The organism is Brunnivagina elsteri CCALA 953, from assembly GCF_002289455.1.
In the GTDB taxonomy this organism is placed as follows: Bacteria; Cyanobacteriota; Cyanobacteriia; order Cyanobacteriales; family Nostocaceae; genus Brunnivagina; species Brunnivagina elsteri.
Window position 1 is genome coordinate 1 of record NZ_NTFS01000097.1, and the last position, 17,611, is coordinate 17,611.

The 17,611-nt window shown below is 38.1% G+C and carries 15 protein-coding genes; 7 read left to right on the forward strand and 8 right to left on the reverse strand.

The features are described from left to right. Positions 1-625: 625 nt before the first annotated feature. The 3 genes from CK510_RS10960 to CK510_RS10970 all read right to left on the reverse strand — a co-directional run bounded on the left by CK510_RS10960 (position 626) and on the right by CK510_RS10970 (position 6,210). Complete coding sequence (locus CK510_RS10960) at positions 626-1,960, reverse strand: tetratricopeptide repeat protein (protein ID WP_095721741.1); 1,335 nt, start codon at positions 1,958-1,960, stop codon at positions 626-628. Positions 1,961-3,012: 1,052 nt separating this feature from the next. Then, positions 3,013-4,503, reverse strand: a complete 1,491-nt coding sequence (locus CK510_RS10965; protein ID WP_095721742.1) for a flavin-containing monooxygenase — start codon at positions 4,501-4,503, stop codon at positions 3,013-3,015. A 579-nt stretch (positions 4,504-5,082) separates the two neighbouring features. Beyond that, positions 5,083-6,210 carry a ferrochelatase gene (locus CK510_RS10970; protein WP_095721743.1) on the reverse strand — a complete coding sequence of 376 codons (1,128 nt, stop codon included), beginning with the start codon at positions 6,208-6,210 and terminating at the stop codon, positions 5,083-5,085. A gap of 302 nt (positions 6,211-6,512) precedes the next feature. Between CK510_RS10970 and CK510_RS10975 the strand changes: the two genes are divergently transcribed. From CK510_RS10975 to CK510_RS31670, 3 genes are all read left to right on the forward strand, one after another. Beyond that, positions 6,513-7,088, forward strand: a complete 576-nt coding sequence (locus CK510_RS10975) for a hypothetical protein (RefSeq protein ID WP_095721744.1) — start codon at positions 6,513-6,515, stop codon at positions 7,086-7,088. 60 nt (positions 7,089-7,148) lie between these two features. Then, complete coding sequence (locus CK510_RS10980; protein WP_095721745.1) at positions 7,149-8,402, forward strand: MFS transporter; 1,254 nt, start codon at positions 7,149-7,151, stop codon at positions 8,400-8,402. A 186-nt stretch (positions 8,403-8,588) separates the two neighbouring features. After that, positions 8,589-8,738, forward strand: a complete 150-nt coding sequence (locus CK510_RS31670) for a hypothetical protein (protein WP_158224880.1) — start codon at positions 8,589-8,591, stop codon at positions 8,736-8,738. A 9-nt stretch (positions 8,739-8,747) separates the two neighbouring features. Here the strand turns inward: CK510_RS31670 and CK510_RS10985 are convergent, their stop codons facing one another. After that, entirely contained in the window at positions 8,748-8,951 is a 204-nt protein-coding gene (locus CK510_RS10985) for a type II toxin-antitoxin system HicB family antitoxin (protein WP_095721753.1), read from the reverse strand. 387 nt (positions 8,952-9,338) lie between these two features. On the opposite strand from CK510_RS10985, the gene CK510_RS10990 reads away from it, so the two are divergent. After that, a complete protein-coding gene (locus CK510_RS10990) occupies positions 9,339-11,078 on the forward strand; it encodes an ABC transporter ATP-binding protein (RefSeq protein ID WP_245912045.1) in 1,740 nt (579 codons plus the stop codon). A 105-nt stretch (positions 11,079-11,183) separates the two neighbouring features. Then, positions 11,184-11,738, forward strand: a complete 555-nt coding sequence (locus CK510_RS10995; protein ID WP_158224881.1) for a hypothetical protein — start codon at positions 11,184-11,186, stop codon at positions 11,736-11,738. Between the two features lie 233 nt (positions 11,739-11,971). Here the strand turns inward: CK510_RS10995 and CK510_RS11000 are convergent, their stop codons facing one another. Next, entirely contained in the window at positions 11,972-12,280 is a 309-nt protein-coding gene (locus tag CK510_RS11000) for a TIGR03792 family protein (RefSeq protein ID WP_095721747.1), read from the reverse strand. 270 nt (positions 12,281-12,550) lie between these two features. Between CK510_RS11000 and CK510_RS11010 the strand changes: the two genes are divergently transcribed. Beyond that, a complete protein-coding gene (locus CK510_RS11010; protein ID WP_095721749.1) occupies positions 12,551-12,874 on the forward strand; it encodes a phasin family protein in 324 nt (107 codons plus the stop codon). A 256-nt stretch (positions 12,875-13,130) separates the two neighbouring features. Then, positions 13,131-13,667 (forward strand): FKBP-type peptidyl-prolyl cis-trans isomerase, encoded by a 537-nt coding sequence (locus CK510_RS11015; RefSeq protein ID WP_095721750.1) that lies wholly within the window; start codon positions 13,131-13,133, stop codon positions 13,665-13,667. Positions 13,668-13,950: 283 nt separating this feature from the next. On the opposite strand, the gene CK510_RS11020 is transcribed toward CK510_RS11015, so the two are convergent. From CK510_RS11020 to CK510_RS32700, 3 genes are all read right to left on the reverse strand, one after another. Further along, a complete protein-coding gene (locus CK510_RS11020; protein ID WP_095721751.1) occupies positions 13,951-14,130 on the reverse strand; it encodes a hypothetical protein in 180 nt (59 codons plus the stop codon). Between the two features lie 325 nt (positions 14,131-14,455). Next, on the reverse strand, positions 14,456-17,002 hold the full coding sequence (dnaB, locus tag CK510_RS11025; protein ID WP_095721752.1) for a replicative DNA helicase: 2,547 nt from the start codon (positions 17,000-17,002) through the stop codon (positions 14,456-14,458). Between the two features lie 178 nt (positions 17,003-17,180). After that, positions 17,181-17,327, reverse strand: a complete 147-nt coding sequence (locus CK510_RS32700; protein ID WP_211293160.1) for a hypothetical protein — start codon at positions 17,325-17,327, stop codon at positions 17,181-17,183. Positions 17,328-17,611: the final 284 nt, after the last annotated feature.

Below are 17,611 nucleotides of genomic sequence, written 5' to 3' on the forward strand. Positions count from 1 at the left end.
CTGTCTGGTTACTTAAATCAATGAATAACAAAATCAGTTAACTACTGTTGCCACTTTGGCAGATTTTTAATTTTTTTAATTTAGATTTTTTGACATTGTAGAAAAATCAAGCCTTATGGGAATCGGCTCGTTAAGACTGTAGCAGGATAAATTTATTTTTAAAAGTCATTTTTTTATCATTATTTTTTTATTATTTAATCTGCGAAAACTTTATCTAAATTTGTGAGCTTGAATACAAAAATATTTCTTTGATGTATTAAGGGACTTCCATAAAATAAAATATTCAAATCATATACTTATCAACACTATCACGCGAAGGGTGGGGAGACCCCACCCCTACAATATTGGAGAATTTATTTATTGGTGTTCTCTAAGGCATTTTCAATATATTCTTTTTGAGTTTTTATACATGTCAGATATGCTACAAAATATTGGGATTTGGGATTTGGGATTTATTAATTACGTCACTCTCTTCTCTGCTTAGATATTATTTCCAAAAATATAGAGCGAACACAATAATGTCCGCTCTGTTATCTTTCAACATCTGATTAATTATTAGATACACCTAAATTCATCCTTGGCAGCAGTCAAATTATCATTCAACTAAAAATTGAATTTCAATCCCTCAAATAGAAGGTTCTACACCCAATTTATGCATGGTTTTCAACATTTGCTGTGCTTGTGCTTCATCTCCAATTTTTTTATAAATTTGGTATGCTTGACGGTAGTGATAAATGGCATCTCGATGTTGATTCAGCTTTTGAAATACTGCTCCCATTGCGAGTTCAACTCTTGCTTGTTCTGCTGACATTTTTAATTCTTCAGTCAGAATTAAAGCTGTACGTAGAAATCCGAGAGCTTTTGCATACAATTTATCGCGGTAATAAATAGTTCCAATATTAAAAAATAATTGTTGCTGGCTTTGTTTTGCTCCAATTTCCTGCAAAATTATGAGTGACTGCTGATAATAGTTTAAAGCTTTGTTGTTTCTACCTATATTCTGATACGCGATCGCAATTCTCGATAATGCCGCAGCTTCTCCAAAACGGTTGCCAATTTCTCGACTTATGCGTAGGGATTCCATGTTGTATTCAATCGCTTGTTCAACTTGGTTTGTCTGAGTGCATACATCGCTTAATCCTTGCAAAATTGCGCTTCTAACCCGTTTTTCACCAAGTTCGCTGGAAATTTCTAGGGCTTTTGATAAGTAGTCTTTCGCTTTAGCATATTGATTTATACCTTTATATGCTTGCCCAAGACTATGAAGACTCACCATAATTAAATCTTTATTATTATTTTCCCATGCGATCGCAAGTGCTTGAGCGCAAAAATCAATTGCCATTTCCCAACCACGTAATTGCAGGTAAATACTTCCTAAGTTAGCTAAGGAGTCTGCTGCTGCTTTCACATCCCCTAATTCACGAGCCATTGTCAAAGCTCTATTTTCGTAGTCTAAGGCTTTTTGGAAGTCTCCTAAAAACTGATACACATTCCCTAAGGAACCTAAAGCGCTTTTTTGCCAGTTACGTTCGTCCATCTCGCAAGCAAGGGCAAATTGTATTTGAAAGCACTCTATCGCTTTCTGATACTGCGCTAAGTTTTGGTAATTTGTTCCCTTTCCCCAAAACCCAGCTATCTGTAAAACACGATTTCCGGTGTTGCGAGTCACTTTTATCAATCGCGAAAAATAATCGAGGGAATCATTAAATTTACTTAATTGACGGTAACAATTTGCAATATTATAAAGTGCAACTTCTTGGGTATTCTTATCGTCATTTTTTTCTGAAAGCTCTAAAAGTTGTTTGTAGTAATCTACAGCTTGGGAAAAATCAAGCGCACTCTCACAAGCAGTTCCTAATTCACCTAAATAAGTCATTTGCTCTCTCACGTGTTGAGTTTGACGGCTATTCGATAGCTGTTCGAGCAGTTTTGCGATATTTTGCTGAGATTCCTTAGTCATTAGGGGATTTGATTTATATCGAAGAACTATGGACAAAAGAGACTATCGGACAAGCACTTAAGAATATAGCTATATTATTACGCGACTAATAAGTGATGAAACGATAGAGTAGTAGTATACCGGATGCTAGTGCAGGGAAAGGCGTGCTGTACAAGCTTTTTAATGTGGACTTGGTATCCAATCACAGGTAGACTAAGCTGAGAATACTTTTAATTACTTTGTTTTCTGGCTATATCGTTGGTGATAATTTAGCAATATTTCCACTATAACAAGCTAGCAGGAAAATGATATTTCTTAGAAAGATAAAAAACGATTCTCAAAAATAAGCTTATTAACTAATTATAATTGCCCTTTTCTCTACCTAGCTGAGGGATGTTCCCCCTTTATTTAATAATTAATGTAGCCTCTACTTGTTGAGTTTAGGTAGCAAAGTATTAAAAATTTAATTGATAAATGATTATGTAAACTGTCAGATGTGAAACAATAATTGGAGCTAATGTTTCTCGGTTAAAGCTTTTTGGTGTTGATTTTAAGTATGTTTTACCTTTAACAAACAACGAACATTACTTCTTCATAGATATTTACAGCAATCTCCAGTGATTTAAGCTATTTTTACAAATACTTTTTCTTTGTGCTGGGTAGGTTTTCACTGTTTGAAGATTTATCTTATCTACGTGCGATCGCATAACGGAATGTGGGCAAATTATTCCATGCAGGTAATTTATCGAATCACAAAAATATGTATCTTTACAATCGCTTTGTCGAACTCTATGGTTCGCAAATAGAAGTTTCTCTTATTTGAATAGAATCTAATATAAATAAGGACAAATAATATATAAATACTTAGTCATTATTGTAAGGGAACCAACGGTTAGCAATATCAGCAGAAACCTCAACCTCAACTTTAAAGCTTAATAATAATAATCGACACTGCCGCAAGGAGAGATAAGTAATTCTTGTCTCTCCTTATACACTAATTTGTACTTATCATTATCATATTAGCTAATTCATATCCCTTGAATTATTGACAAAATACACTCGCTTTTAACCTGTCACGAATGCTTCTGAATTTCTGGGGCAGAATTGCTGAATACCAGCACACCGTCTTCAATAGCCTCACGACGAACCATTTTCTTGTCGCGCTTGTAGCTTTGTGCGCCAACCCAGGGTTCGCGATCGCCCTGCTTCGGCAACAAGTGCATCACGCGCTGTATGTAGCTAGAGGAGAAATTCTCAACCAAGGGACGCGCAGTCATATTCTGCTCTTCATCCCGCAGACGCGGCGTACACTGAGAAGAAGCAGTCTTACCCATGTGATTGATGATGCGGCAAATATATTCCGCTATTAGGTCGGCACGTAGAGTCCAGGATGCATTGACGTAACCAAATACTGAAACAAGGTTCGGTACGTCCGAATACATCATACCTTTGTAGACATAGGTATTCGAGAAGTCAACTGGCTGACCATCAACCTCGAATTTTACACCACCAAGCACGACGAGATTGAGTCCCGTTGCCGTGACAATGATATCAGCTTCGAGTTCCTGACCCGATTTTAGAAGGATACCTTTTTCTGTGAAAGTATCTATATTATCAGTAACAACCGATGCCTTACCGGACTTGATCGCTTGGAACAGGTCGCTGTTCGCCACAAGGCAGAGACGCTGGTCCCAAGGATTATAGCGCGGAGTGAAATGTGTCTCGACATCATAGTCAGCACCAAGTTCTTGACGCACCATGTCGATCAGCTTCTGCTTGCTCATTTCAGGTTTGGCGCGCACAGTAAGATAAGATATCTGTTGGAATGCGATGTACTTCAAACGCATGATGAGATAGGTCAGTTTTGCAGGCAGGAACTTCCTGAGAAAGTTGGCAGTGGCATCCTCGTCGGAGCGCGAAAAAACATAACTTGGTGAACGTTGCAGCATCACTACATGTTCTGCATCTTTAGCCATTTCTGGCACCAAGGTGATTGCGGTTGCTCCGGAACCGATGACGACCACTTTTTTCCCGCGATAATCGAGAGCCTTGTCCCATTTTTGCGGATGAACTATCTTGCCCTCGAAGCGATCGCGACCTTTGAATTCCGGAGTATAGCCACCCTTGTAGCTGTAGTAGCCAGAACACATCAGCAGGAGATTGCAGCTGAAGCAGACAGTTTCATCTGTATCCTTGTGTTGAGTTTCAATCGTCCAGGTGGAATTGGTGCTTGACCAAGTAGCTTTCTTTACTAGATAACCATAGCGGATATGTTCATCGATACCGTTCTCTACGGCAGTCTCCTGCACATATTTGAGGATCGACGGTCCGTCAGCGATGACTTTCGCTTCTTTCCAGGGCTTGAAGCTATAGCCGAGTGTATACATATCGCTATCGGAGCGGATACCTGGATAGCGGAAGAGGTCCCAGGTTCCACCCATAGAGTCTCGTCCTTCCAGAATCATGTAGCTTTTTCCTGGGCACTTGCTCTGTAGGTGGTAAGCAGTGCCGATTCCAGAAAGTCCTGCTCCGACAATCACAACATCGAAATGTTCTATGGACATGGTTTTATCCTTCTGCCTCCATCTTGGGCAATGAACAGATTAACATCCCTGCAAACTATTCTTATAATTTACAATGAATAAATCTAACTTACGTTCCACACCCCAACTGTTATATATAAACATTTGGGCGATCGCCAATTTTTCTTGTCAGTACTAATAACTATTAATTACATATAAATCAATATTAATTAATACTTGAATCAAGAAGAGTATCTCCTAAAGAACATCCTTGTCAGCCTTTTGGGGTGCGATCGCATAACGGAATGTGGGCAAATTCTTCCATGCAGGTAATTTATCGAATCACAAAAATATGTATCTTTACAATCGCTTTGTCGAACTCTATGGTTCGCAAATAGAAGTTCAATGAAATTATGCTAAAAACGGTTAAAGATTAGACTTTTTATCTTCCAAAACTGATATTTCTAAGCCTCTCCCCTTAGTAAGGGGAGAGGTTGGAGAGGGGTTCTATATTAGTCAAATTATAAGTAAATAAAATAAGAAATAAAATAAGGGCAAACAACCGTTTGCCCCTACTGGTGAAATCAATTAAAATACCGAATCATCAAATTAGGTCGATATCTAATGGTGGTGATGATGGTGGTTATGTGCTGTTTGAGGGTTAACAGTTACAGCATCCGCAGATAGTAACTCAGCAATATGAGTATCAGCCCAATTCGCTGCTGTCGCTAGGAAATCTGCATTATCATTAACACAAGCCATCTGGATACAATTAACATTAGGATGCTTTTTCTCTAATGCGTGAATGATATGATGAACATCAAGTAGTGTTTCGTGATTTTCGGTAGCAAAACCGATCGGCATAAACATTAACGCTTTTGCACCAAGTTGAATCAAGTTTTTTGCTGCTTGTTCAGCGTTTGGTTGTGTCCATTCAATTAATGGTGTGTCGTGGTTCAACCAACCAACGGAAATTAAGGGGTAACGGTTGATTAATTTATCCCGTACCAAGTCGTATAGCGCTTGACTTTCGACAATTCCCGAAGTGAAACCTTTGGCTTTGTGCGGACAACCGTGGTTCATTAAAATAATACCAATTTCCGAAGGTAAGTAAGCCCCTTTTAAATCTGTATTAATTTTATCTTCAACTATACGCGCCATCAAATCAATATATTTAGGTTCGTTATAGAAGGAAGGAATATAGCGCAATCCTTTTAACCAATGTTCGTTATCATCTGCAAGTTCTGTTAAGGCATTATTAACCTGTTCGATCGCAATTCCACTGGTGAAAATCGAATCGACAACCAGTAATGGGTAGATCAGAATTTTGTCAAATCCCTGACTTTTGATTTCTGCTAAAACTTGATTGGGAAGGAAAGGAGCGCAAAAGTTAAATGCTTTAAAGACTTGGATTCCTTCACCCCATTTGGATTGTAATTGCTTTTCGATTCCCTCACGCTGTTTTTCAAAAATGGCATTATGGGGTGAAATAAAGTCATGATGGGTATGTCCCCATTCGTGTCTGTCAAACAGTGCTAAAAGCTTTGCTAAAGGTGGATAAATCCAAGTTGGAACAGGTGCAAATTTGGCTGTCAACAGATTTAAAGCTTGTTCGTTATAGTTGGCAAAATCTTCGTAGCTTTCAACTTCTCCATAACCCATCAACAATACAGCTACCCTTTGCTTGTTTGTTTCCTGGTTTGAGAGATGTTCGTCTGCGTGCTGTAACTTTTCTGGTGTAGCAACCACAATTGTTTCCTCGAATGCAACCTAGAGTTCAGAAGTTGTTTTTTGTGGGTTTTTCCCCTCTAACTTATTATCCTATCCAGGGGGATAGTATGGGTAGTTAAAAAATAACAATATTTCTAAAGATACACTCGGAGAAAATTGCTTGTAATCCTGAAGATATATAGATTGTGTCCGATTTGATAGATTGCGATCGCAACGTTAAGTTATAAGTAGATTTGTGTGGAGATTACTCACAGACTCAGAAATGGGGCAGGGAAAGGGGTTATTTTGATTTTTGGTATAGAATCAATCCCAATATACGGATGACTATTATTATTTGTCCCGGTATTCACGAACAAGCTTTAACTGATGGGTTCGTCTCCCAATTATTTGGAGATAATTCAAATCAGATTAATTACCCAAATATACTTGTTTTCCCCAATGAGGGAATTTTACCCGTATCAGGTTTACATCTATTAGATTTTTTAGACAAAAATATTCGGAATAAGCAAACAACACCAATTACATTGATTAGTTTTAGTGCTGGTGTAATTGGAGCATTAATTGCAGCTTATTTATGGGAATTACAAGGAGGTAAAGTTAGGTCATTTATTGCTATAGATGGATGGGGAGTACCTTTATTTGCTAACTTTCCAATTTATCGCTTGAGTCACGATTATTTTACTCACTGGAGTTCTTTATTACTTGGTGGAGGAGAAACTAATTTTTATGCAGAACCTAGCGTAAATCATTTAGAAATGTGGAGCAATCCCCAAATGGTAAAAGGAATTTGTATTAGTTTGTCAACCAGTTTGTCAACAGTAGAATTACCAGAACAAACATACGGAACAGCCAGCGACTTTTTACAGGTAATTTTAAATAACAAAGAGGAAAAATAGTCCGGATAATAAGGCTAAAAAATAGGAGTGAGAAATAGAGACAAGGAGTTAGGGATAATAATGTTTCCAACCGAACCTGCTGCTGTGAATAATGGGTTTATTGCCCTGATTAAAAATCGTAACTTTATGCTGCTATGGATTGGGCAGGTTGTGTCTCAACTCGCTGATAAGGTGTTATTGGTGCTTTTGATTGGTTTGTTGGAGACATATAAACCAATTCCCGGTTTAAATAACTCGATGTACTCAACTTTGATGATTGCCTTTACCATACCTGCGATTTTATTTGGTTCTGCTGGTGGTATTTTTGTCGATCGCTTTCCTAAAAAACCGATTATGATTGGTTCGGATATTGTTAGGGGAATACTCACACTTCTGATTCCGTTTTTACCCAAAGAATTTTTAATTTTACTAATTATTTCCTTTGCCATATCCACAGTAACGCAGTTTTTTGCACCAGCAGAACAAGCAGCAATACCGCTTTTGGTGCGAAATGAATGTTTGATGGCAGCGAATGCATTATTTAGCAGTACGATGATGGGAGCGGTGATTATTGGCTTTGCAATCGGTGAACCAATTCTCAGTTGGGCAAAAAATATTAACCCAAATTGGGGACAAGAAATTACTGTTGCAGGTTTATATTTAGTATCTGCGGCAATTATGCAACCAATTCATTTTATAGAACAAAAACATATAAAATCCCGTAGTCAAATTAAACCTTGGGCAGAATTTAAAGATGGTTTACGCTATCTCAAAAAGAACCGTTTAGTTTTGAATGCGATGTTTCAATTGACGGTTTTATATTGTGTATTTGCGGCATTAATGGTATTAACAACAGGATTAACTGACAAATTTGGATTGGAGAAAAAACAGTTTGGCTTTTTCCTTGCTGCTGCGGGGATTGGGATGGTATTGGGAGCGGGAATTTTAGGACATTGGGGTGATAAATTCCACCACAAACCTTTACCTTTAATTGGCTTTTTGATTATGGCGTTTGTGTTGGCTATATTTAACTTCACCAATGAGTTAGTAATTGGTTTAGGAATGAGTGCTTTATTAGGTGTTGGTGCTTCGTTAATTGGTGTACCAATGCAAACTTTGATTCAGCAACAAACTCCACCAGAAATGCGTGGTAAAGTCTTTGGATTTCAAAATCATGCTGTGAATATTGCTCTATCTGCACCACTCGCAATTACAGGTTTGTTAACTGATTATTTGGGGTTACAAACTGTTTTGATGGGGATGAGTGTTGTGGTTGCGGTTGTGGGAATTTGGACTTGGAAGAATACCTGTCGTGTGTTGGAAGATGCGATTTAAGTAATTGTATTAATTGTAGGTTGGGTGAAGGCTTTGCGTAACCCAACATTAAATAGGGGTTTTTGCGTGGGGTTAGAATATGAAGAAACCGGGTTTCTCTTTAACTCAGCATGACTATCTTTGTTGCGTCATCAACAGAAACCGGGTTTCTGGCATCACCTGATACTTAATGCGGCTTAATATTATTTGGTTTTTTTGCGTGGGGTTAGAAGTCGGGTTACTGGTTTAGTCGTGCTAATTGGGGATTTTTTGTGGGGTAAGGAACCCGACTTCTTGGGTTTGTCGTGGGGGAAGGAACCTGGTTTCGGGAGATATGCCTTAAAAGTTCCTGTATAATTTTAACTTTCATACAGCAATTTCCATAACTTTTGATTTTTCCGTTATTTTGGCTATGTCAACATCTACTGATAAACAGCCTTCAATTGCTTCATAAAGATTTTCAAGTAATTCTTCAAATGTATCTCCTTGAGTCGCACAACCAGGAATTGCTGGTACTTCAGCCCAATATCCACCTTCTTCGGCTTCATGAACAACTACTTTAAATTTGATTTTCTTTACCTTACTTTTTTAATAGTGGCGTTAATTTGAAACCAATAAACCCTTATACACTTCTATATCTGAAATTTTAACAATTCTCTCATAAATTTGGAACAAACAGGTTTCTGAGGATGTGGTGGAATACCTACAGGAAGATTCACGATATTCCGGAGGAGCGTTCTAAACACAAACTAACGTTAATGAGCATCGCATTTCAAGTTTATCTGGTTTTTTGTTTGGGTTTGTTTAGGTTTATTTAGGTTTATTTAGGTTTATTTAGGTTTGTTTAGGTTTGTTTAGGTTTATTTGTGAATATATGTTTCCTGCTCATCTTCCAGAAACTACCCAAAACCTGCTAGCGTCTAACAGAGGAATACCTAGTGTGTGGATGTGGGCAGCTTGATTAATATCTCACCAAAAACTGAATCTAATTACAGACAACTTCTACCTTATATTCGTCCCCAATGGCAAAATATCGTCAGGGGGTTTATTGGTATTGTTGGGTATGTATTTGCTACGCTAGCGCTGATATATCTCGTTCAGAAGCTATCAATACCCTTTAGTGAAGGTGATGTAATTGCGATCGCGCAACTTGCTGGTATTCTGGGAGCTATATTTCTTCTACGTGGTTTTTTTCAGTCAGTTCAAGATATTTATATGGTTAAGGCTGCTTTGCAGGTTGCTTTTAATCTCCGCAAACGGGTTTATGGACATCTGCAACGGCTGAGTTTAGGCTATTTTGAGACGGCAAAGGCTGGTGATTTATCTTACCGCGTGACTGAGGATGTGGATCGGGTTGGTGAAGCTGTCCACAAGTTTTTACACGATTTTATTCCTTGTGCTTTGCAGTTAATCGCCATACCGATTTATATGGTTTATTTAAGCTGGCAATTGACTCTGGCAACTTTAACAATTATGCCAGTAATGCTAGTTTTAATTGCTTGGTTTGGGGAAAAGTTGCAAAAATATTCCCGTCGCAGTCAAAATCAAGTATCGGATTTATCGGCAATTTTAACTGAGATTTTTTCAGGTATTCGCATTGTTCAAGCATTTGCTGCCGAAGCTTATGAAATTGCTCGGTTTAGCAAGGAAGCTGAAGTGGCAATGAAAGCGAAATATTCAACTGAGCGATTAAAAGCGATTCAAATTCCGATTATTGGATTTTTGCAAGCATTGAGTTTCTTGATATTACTTTTCTTTGCAGCTTGGCAAATTTCCGCAGGTAGTTTAACAGTTGGTAAATTTTTTAGTTATCTTTCTGGTGCAGCTTTATTAATCGATCCAATTGGTCATATTACAAGTAATTATAATTTATTCAAAGAAGCTGAAGCATCTGTAGATAGGGTATTTGAACTATTAGCAATTAAACCTGCTGTGGAAGAACAATTTGATGCGCTGACTCTTCCTCGTGTGAGTGGTAAAGTTGAATTTCGTCAGGTTAACTTTGCTTACAAACCAGGGGAACCCATCATTGATAATATTAGTTTGTTGGCAGAACCCGGGGAAGTTATTGCTCTTGTTGGTTCTTCTGGTGCAGGAAAAACCACTTTTGTCAACTTAATCCCGCGATTTTACGATTCCCAAGCTGGAGAAATCTTAATTGATGATATCAAAATTCGTGATGTCACATTAAACAGCTTGCGTCGGCAAATTGGTATAGTTCCCCAAGAAACCACAATGTTTTCCGGAACCATTGCCCAAAATATCGCTTTTGGACAAAGTGAATTTGATATGGCAGCAGTGGAAGAAGCTGCAAAAATCGCCAACGCACATCAATTTATTAGCAATTTACCCGACGGTTATTACACAGTTGTGGGCGAAAGAGGTGTAAACTTATCGGGAGGACAAAGACAACGAATTGCGATCGCGCGTGCAGTTCTCCTAAATCCTCGTATTTTGATACTTGATGAAGCGACATCAGCACTAGATGCGGAATCAGAATCCCTTGTACAGAACGCATTAGAACGAGTCATGGAAGGACGCACAGTGTTTGTTATTGCCCATAGATTAAGTACCGTGAGAAAATGCGATCGCATTTTAGTTCTCGAAAAAGGGCAAATTGTCGAATCGGGAACTCACGAGGAATTATTAGCTCTGAAACGTCGCTATGCTGAATTTTTCGCAAAACAGTTTAGTTAAAAGCCAGAAACTCATTAGACTTTAAACAGTCTTTAAACTAGCTAACTATCTATCAGCAATTCTACGATGTAGAATGAGTGATTAAAACAACAACAGCCAAAAATTATGCATAGAATGTGGAAAAGTATAAAAAACGTCGCCCTCACAGGATTAGTACTGGGAACTTGTGTCCAAATAGTAGCACCTACACTTGTTGTATCAAAAGCTGCTGCACAGACACCATCAGCCCAATCATCTGCAATTAAACAAACAGACAAAAGATACAATATCACCTTCGAGTATCGAGGTTGTCAGCGTGCTAAAAGTAAGACACAAGTTGTTTGTGAGGTGATCGCGACTAATTTTAACGATAATTATCTCAAAATTAGTTTTGGCGCTCGTAACGAACAATACCAAACCCGTGCGGTTGACAATTTAGGGAACGTTTATACATCTGCCAGCTTACAGTTAAATCAGTATGACTCCAGAGACAAAATACAAACAGACTTAGCTCCCGGTATTCCCACAAAATTAACCTATAACTTTAAAATACCCGAACAGGTGACAGAATTATCAGCACTAGATTTGGGTTACTTAACAGTTAGTCGTATTGATACAGTCGGGAGAATTTCTCTATCTAATATAGGCGCGATCGCATCTGCAAGCACCGCGAAAAAGTAAAATACCCAAATAGTCCATGTCTAGCACATACATAGAAGTCTGATTTCCCTTCATAACCCGGAAATTATCCCCCCTAACCCCCCTTTTCAAGGGGGGAAAATAAGAAATCCAGTTCCCTCCCCTTCCAAAAAGGGGGAACATAAGAAATCCAGTTCCCTCCCCTTAATAAGGGGAGGGTTAGGGAGGGGTTGTTTTATTGTGGTTGTGCTACCGTACATTACATTACAGTAATCCTATTTTTGTGGAAACTTGCGAACCTGAAATTCCGATGACTCAATCATCTCGCAAGTAAAACCCAGCGCACGATCGAACTTGTCAGAAATAGCATCCAAATCCTTGACAGGAATTGCTTTCCAATCTTCTTTAGTTGCCCAATGGACGACAAAAGTCACTTCCTCAGGAACATTCGGGTTAATCCACACCTCCTTGCCTAAAAAACCCGGATACCTTGCCAGTGAAGTCGTCCAGATTTCAGCATCCTTGAGAATGTATTCTTCCCGTTTTTCGGAAGGAACCTTAAATTTAAGTAACTCAATCACCATGCGATCGCATTCCCATGTTATTTTGCCAGAATAGATTAAATTGCCAAAATATTCTTATTATCTCCTTTCTCTTGCACTAACCCATACTGACTATTAATTATCGCTCGGAAAGCGAATTCGTCTCCAAAATCGTCAAAGGTTGTTTCAACATAGTTCGTAGATGCGTACTGTCCAGGTATAGTTATCAACACATCTGATTTAAAAATGTAAATTAGAATCACCTTAGCTGTGACGCAAAATTTGAATTAAAAACAAAGCATAGGAAAAATTATGGATAACAACAATTGGATGCAACAGTTAGTAATGCTAGGTATCGGTACAACCTCGATAATGGCAGAAAAAATCAAAGAAGCAAGCGATAAACTAGTCAAAGACGGCAAACTCGATCCAGAACAAGCAAAAATCGTGATGGATGACATGATGCAGCAAATGAAATCCGAGCAGGGTACTTGGGAAACAAATATGCAACGTCAAATGCGAAATATGATGCAAGATTTAGGCGTAGCCAGACAATCGGAAGTAGACGAATTACGCGGTAGAATTGACCGATTAGAGCGTCAAATAAGGGATTTAGAGAATAAGTTGTGGAAGTAGAGACGTTCCACCGGAACGTCTTATGATGTATATTCCGGTGGAACGTCTTCATGTCATATTGGACACAGAGATACCACACCTCCAGATTTTCGGATAATTTATTTTTTACTATTCCCAAAACGACTAGGTATTTAATGCCATTTGCGATATAAACTAAGTTTTGTTCTACTGGTAATTTCATTTTCACGTAAAACTTTGCCACAGGGATACTCCCCCTGGCAAGATTTCACACCTTTTTAACTAGGGAGGATTTATTTTGAAAGCGATTTTACTCAGTGTCCGCGTCATGCTGGTTTGCGTGGTAGTTCTAGTTTTTGCACAAATTGGTGGCGATAAAAATAATAATGCGATCGCAAACCCAATTACTCAAACAATTACCCAAACAACACCAGTAGCTACTGTCATAACTGAAAACAACACTTTAATAGCGAGCAAAAAAATGTCAGAAGATAATGCAGTTACTACCCCCTCTGGATTGAAATACATCGATATCGAGGAAGGAACTGGTGAAGCACCTAAAACAAGGCAAAAAGTCACCGTTCATTACATTGGCACTTTAGAAGATGGAACCGAGTTTGATAGCTCAGTTGGTCGAAATCGTCCTTTTGACTTTCAAATCGGTGTTGGACAAGTTATCAAAGGTTGGGATGAAGGAGTCGGAACCATGAAAGTTGGTGGAAAACGTCGTTTAATCATCCCATCTGAACTGGGTTACGGTTCTCGTGGTGCTGGTGGTATCATTCCCGCCAATGCCACCCTAATTTTTGACGTAGAATTGTTGAAAATTAGTTAATTATTAATGGGAATTGGGAATTGGGAATTGGGAATTAGGAATTTCCCTTTTCCATACTCTTAATTCCCTAATTCAATATAATGAATTAATTTATATAAACCTCATCTACCTTGAAAACTATAGTTTTCCGTGTCATATAGAAACACCAAGAAATAATAAATTGTCCCAAATTATTGTGTCGTAGGGGTGGGGTCTCCCCACCCTGCAAAGGATATAATTGATTGATAAATCTATCAGTTGGGATATTTTATTTTCCGGAAGTCCCTATTTTAAGATTTCTACCCTACGCAAAGCCTTCTCGGAGAGTAGCGTCTACCTTACGCAGCAATGACGCAGCAGAATAATCAAAAACTCGCTTGTTCCAAAATAGACGAGGTTTAGCATTAAAATCAAATTCCTTAATACTGTAGGTTCGCTCATTTTTTTGAGTCAAAACTAATTTATTTGTACTATTTTTTGTCATGTTATTGATAAAATTCGCAATTAGACCAGTAAAAAATGTGAATTCACAAATTTACCGAAAAATTAGTTGACCTCTCAAAAATTTACAAAGTCTGAATGCCGCATTCTGTCGTTGAGAAAATATTTTTCTCTCTAGGAATTAAGCGAACGGACAGTTAATAGTCTTCTTTAGAGGACTTTAGTCTCTGGCTAACTCTGTCTGACTTTGGCTAACTCTGTCTGACTTTGGCTAACTCTGTCTGACTTTGGCTGACTCTGGCTAGCTCTGTCTTATAGCTTGGTTTTATTTGTGTTCCACATACTAACAAGTGCAAGATGTCAACTAATCAATAATTCGATCGCGCCAAATTTTTAAACTGCGTAAATTGCGGGTCAAATAATAATTTAATAGTACCAGTAGGACCATGACGGTGTTTAGCAACAATCGCTTCTGCAATACCTCGTTCGGGAGTATCAGGAGAATAATATTCATCGCGATATAACATCATCACTAAATCCGCATCCTGCTCAATACTGCCGCTTTCTCTTAAATCCGATAACATTGGTCTTTTATTAGTCCTTGCTTCAACACCTCGACTCAACTGCGAAAGTGCAATTACAGGTACATGTAATTCCCTAGCTAAACCTTTAATATTACGAGTAATTTTTGATAATTCTTGAACCCGATTATCCCCACCACCTTCCATTAATTGCAAGTAATCTATCAAAACCAATCCTAAATCCACCCCCGTTTCTGCCTGCAAACGTCGTGCTTGACTCCGCATTTCTGTAACGGTAATATTCGGCGTATCATCAATATAAATTGGCATATCTTGAAGACTACTAATTCCACGGGTTAAATCTTCCCATTGGTTTTGGCTAATACGTCCACTTTTAAGATAAGTACTTTCAATTTTAGCTTCACTTGATAACATCCGTAATGCTAATTGTTCCTTGGACATTTCTAAGCTAAAAATCGCCACAGGCATTCGCATTGAGCCAGCAATATAATGGGCTATATTAATTGCAAAACTCGTATTGTGAACGCAAATATCATTAGCAATAAAATTATGAGTATTGGGGATAGTTAAGTCATAAACTTGTTTTTCACCCATTGACTCAATCGAAACAATTTCATCCCAGTAGATATCACTATCAGCTAACTGCTGAAGAGGTAAATTATCTTCTTCTGTTGCTAATTTCCACAGCCGTTCCCGCGATAGAGTCCGTTTACCAACATGTATATTTGAATAGGATTTAATACCTGCACGTCGAGCTAAAGTAGCCCAAGGTTCATTTCCTTTTACGGATGCTAGTTGTTCCCAAATCTCAACTGGTATTGTGTCATAGTTCGTTTGATATACTCTTGCTTCTAAAGTAAGTTCGACTTGAGAAATAGCTTTTTCTTTACCGAATATACCTATTTCGGAAACAAAGGTTTTGATAGAATAAGCATCGGTAATATCGAGTTGCCAAGCTTTTCTGCGAGTATCTTTATATTTTACTGACCTTTCTTTTAGCGTAGCAATAACACCAAATCTCAGCAATAAATGTTGAATTTGTCGAGCGAGTTTTTCGCTAACTGTACAATACCCTAACTGTGCCTGACCCGTTTTTAAAACTGATGCCCATCCGTCGGTTGCAAACAAACGGTTGAGAAATAAAGCTATCTGCGATCGCGTTAATCTAAAAATTACTTTAGGAATACTCTTAGTATGAGCATTCTTACCCCAAATGTCTAATTCTCGCAGCCAATTTGATGTTTCCAGCCTAACTTTCAGACCAACAAAATTAGTTACAGCTTGAGAAAAATCTTCTTGCAGCAAAGGGTTATTATTTGTAAATTGGGGACTAATACCAGTTAAACAACCGTCACCGATTAAATAAGCAAGTATTTTAATTTCACTATCGCGCATTATCTCTGTACCAAACACATCTAATCTGCGCGGTACAGCAATTTTATCACCTACTTTTAACTCTGAAAGTTTACGCCACCCATTAATAGTTAAATATGGATGGGTAATAGTTGTTTCAACATATTTCCCCAAACGTGTTTTCACGCGAAATACTGGTTTTATGCCATCATCTACATACGCTGATGGTTGAGTTTGATAAAATCTCCAATCGTTTCCTAATGAAAGTAATTGAGCTTGACGGCTTTGATATATTTCCTCAATTGTAGAAACAGAGCCATCTGCCATTAATATTTCAGTGTCAAATGCAACGCATTTTCCCATTGCAGGTCTACCCGCAATAATAATTAAATCCGAACGTTGAAAACCACCATTTATTATCGCATCTAAATCATAAAATCCCGAAGAAATACCCGGTAATGCGATTCCTTGATTGCGCTCTTCTATATCAGTAAAATTATTAATTAAAGAATCACCAATATGCACTAATCCTGTAACACTTCTTTCCTGGGCAATACTAAAAACTTTTTGCTCTGCCTTATCTAAAATTTGCGGTAATTCTGTCTCGGTTTCAAATCCCAATTGCACAATTTCATTACCTGCTTTAATCAATAACCGTCGCTGGTATTTATCCATTACCAACTGTGCTAAAGCATCGATATTCACAGCAGATACAGTACGTTCAACCAGCGACACTAACTTATTTTTGCCACCAATCTTAGCTAGTAAATCATGGTCGTTTAACCAACTCGTAATACTCAGTAAATCCGTTGGTTTACCTTGCCCACTCAACCGTAATGCTGCTTGATAAATATCTCTATGTGCCTTAATATAAAATGCATCTGTTATTAGTTTGTCAGTCACACGGCTTATTGCTTCCGGATCGAGCAATATCCCACCTAAAATCGCTTCTTCCGCTTCGATGTTTTGCGGTGGTAAACGGTCTGCACTTGAACCTTGAAAGTTTAATTGTTCGGACATATAAATTCAGATCAATTATATAATATTGGAACTGGGGAAAATTGACTTATGGCAGAATCCAGAATCCAGAAGTAAAAAAGCTTTATATATAGCTCCTTGACCAATCTACTGTACAGAGATGTAATTACAATCTGCTGTAATATATTCTGATTTTAGTACAATAGTATTAAAATATATTTTAATCAGTAACTCCATAAATAATTAACATAAACATCATTAAACCTCGTTTACCTTGAGAACTGTAGTTTTCCCAGTCATATTTTGAGATTGCGTCCTTACGTCGCAATGACGCAACAGAATAATCAAAAACTCCGGGTTCCGACATAGACGAGGTTTAATTAAGGAACGCGGATTAAATAAAGTGCAAAAGTATCAAAAGTAGGGTGTGTTAGCGCAGCGTAACGCACCATTCCCAATCAAATCGAAAGTTGTAGGTTATTAAATCCTCATTCCTAATACCAATTCTTTGTGAAGCTGCATAGAATTTTACCCCACCCTAACCCTCCCCGCTCGCGAGGAGGGAACATAATTTGACCCTATAAAACTTGCTATAGATTTTACTCCCCCTCCCCGCAAGCGGTGAGTCCACTCGGCGGTGTCGGTTTCCGT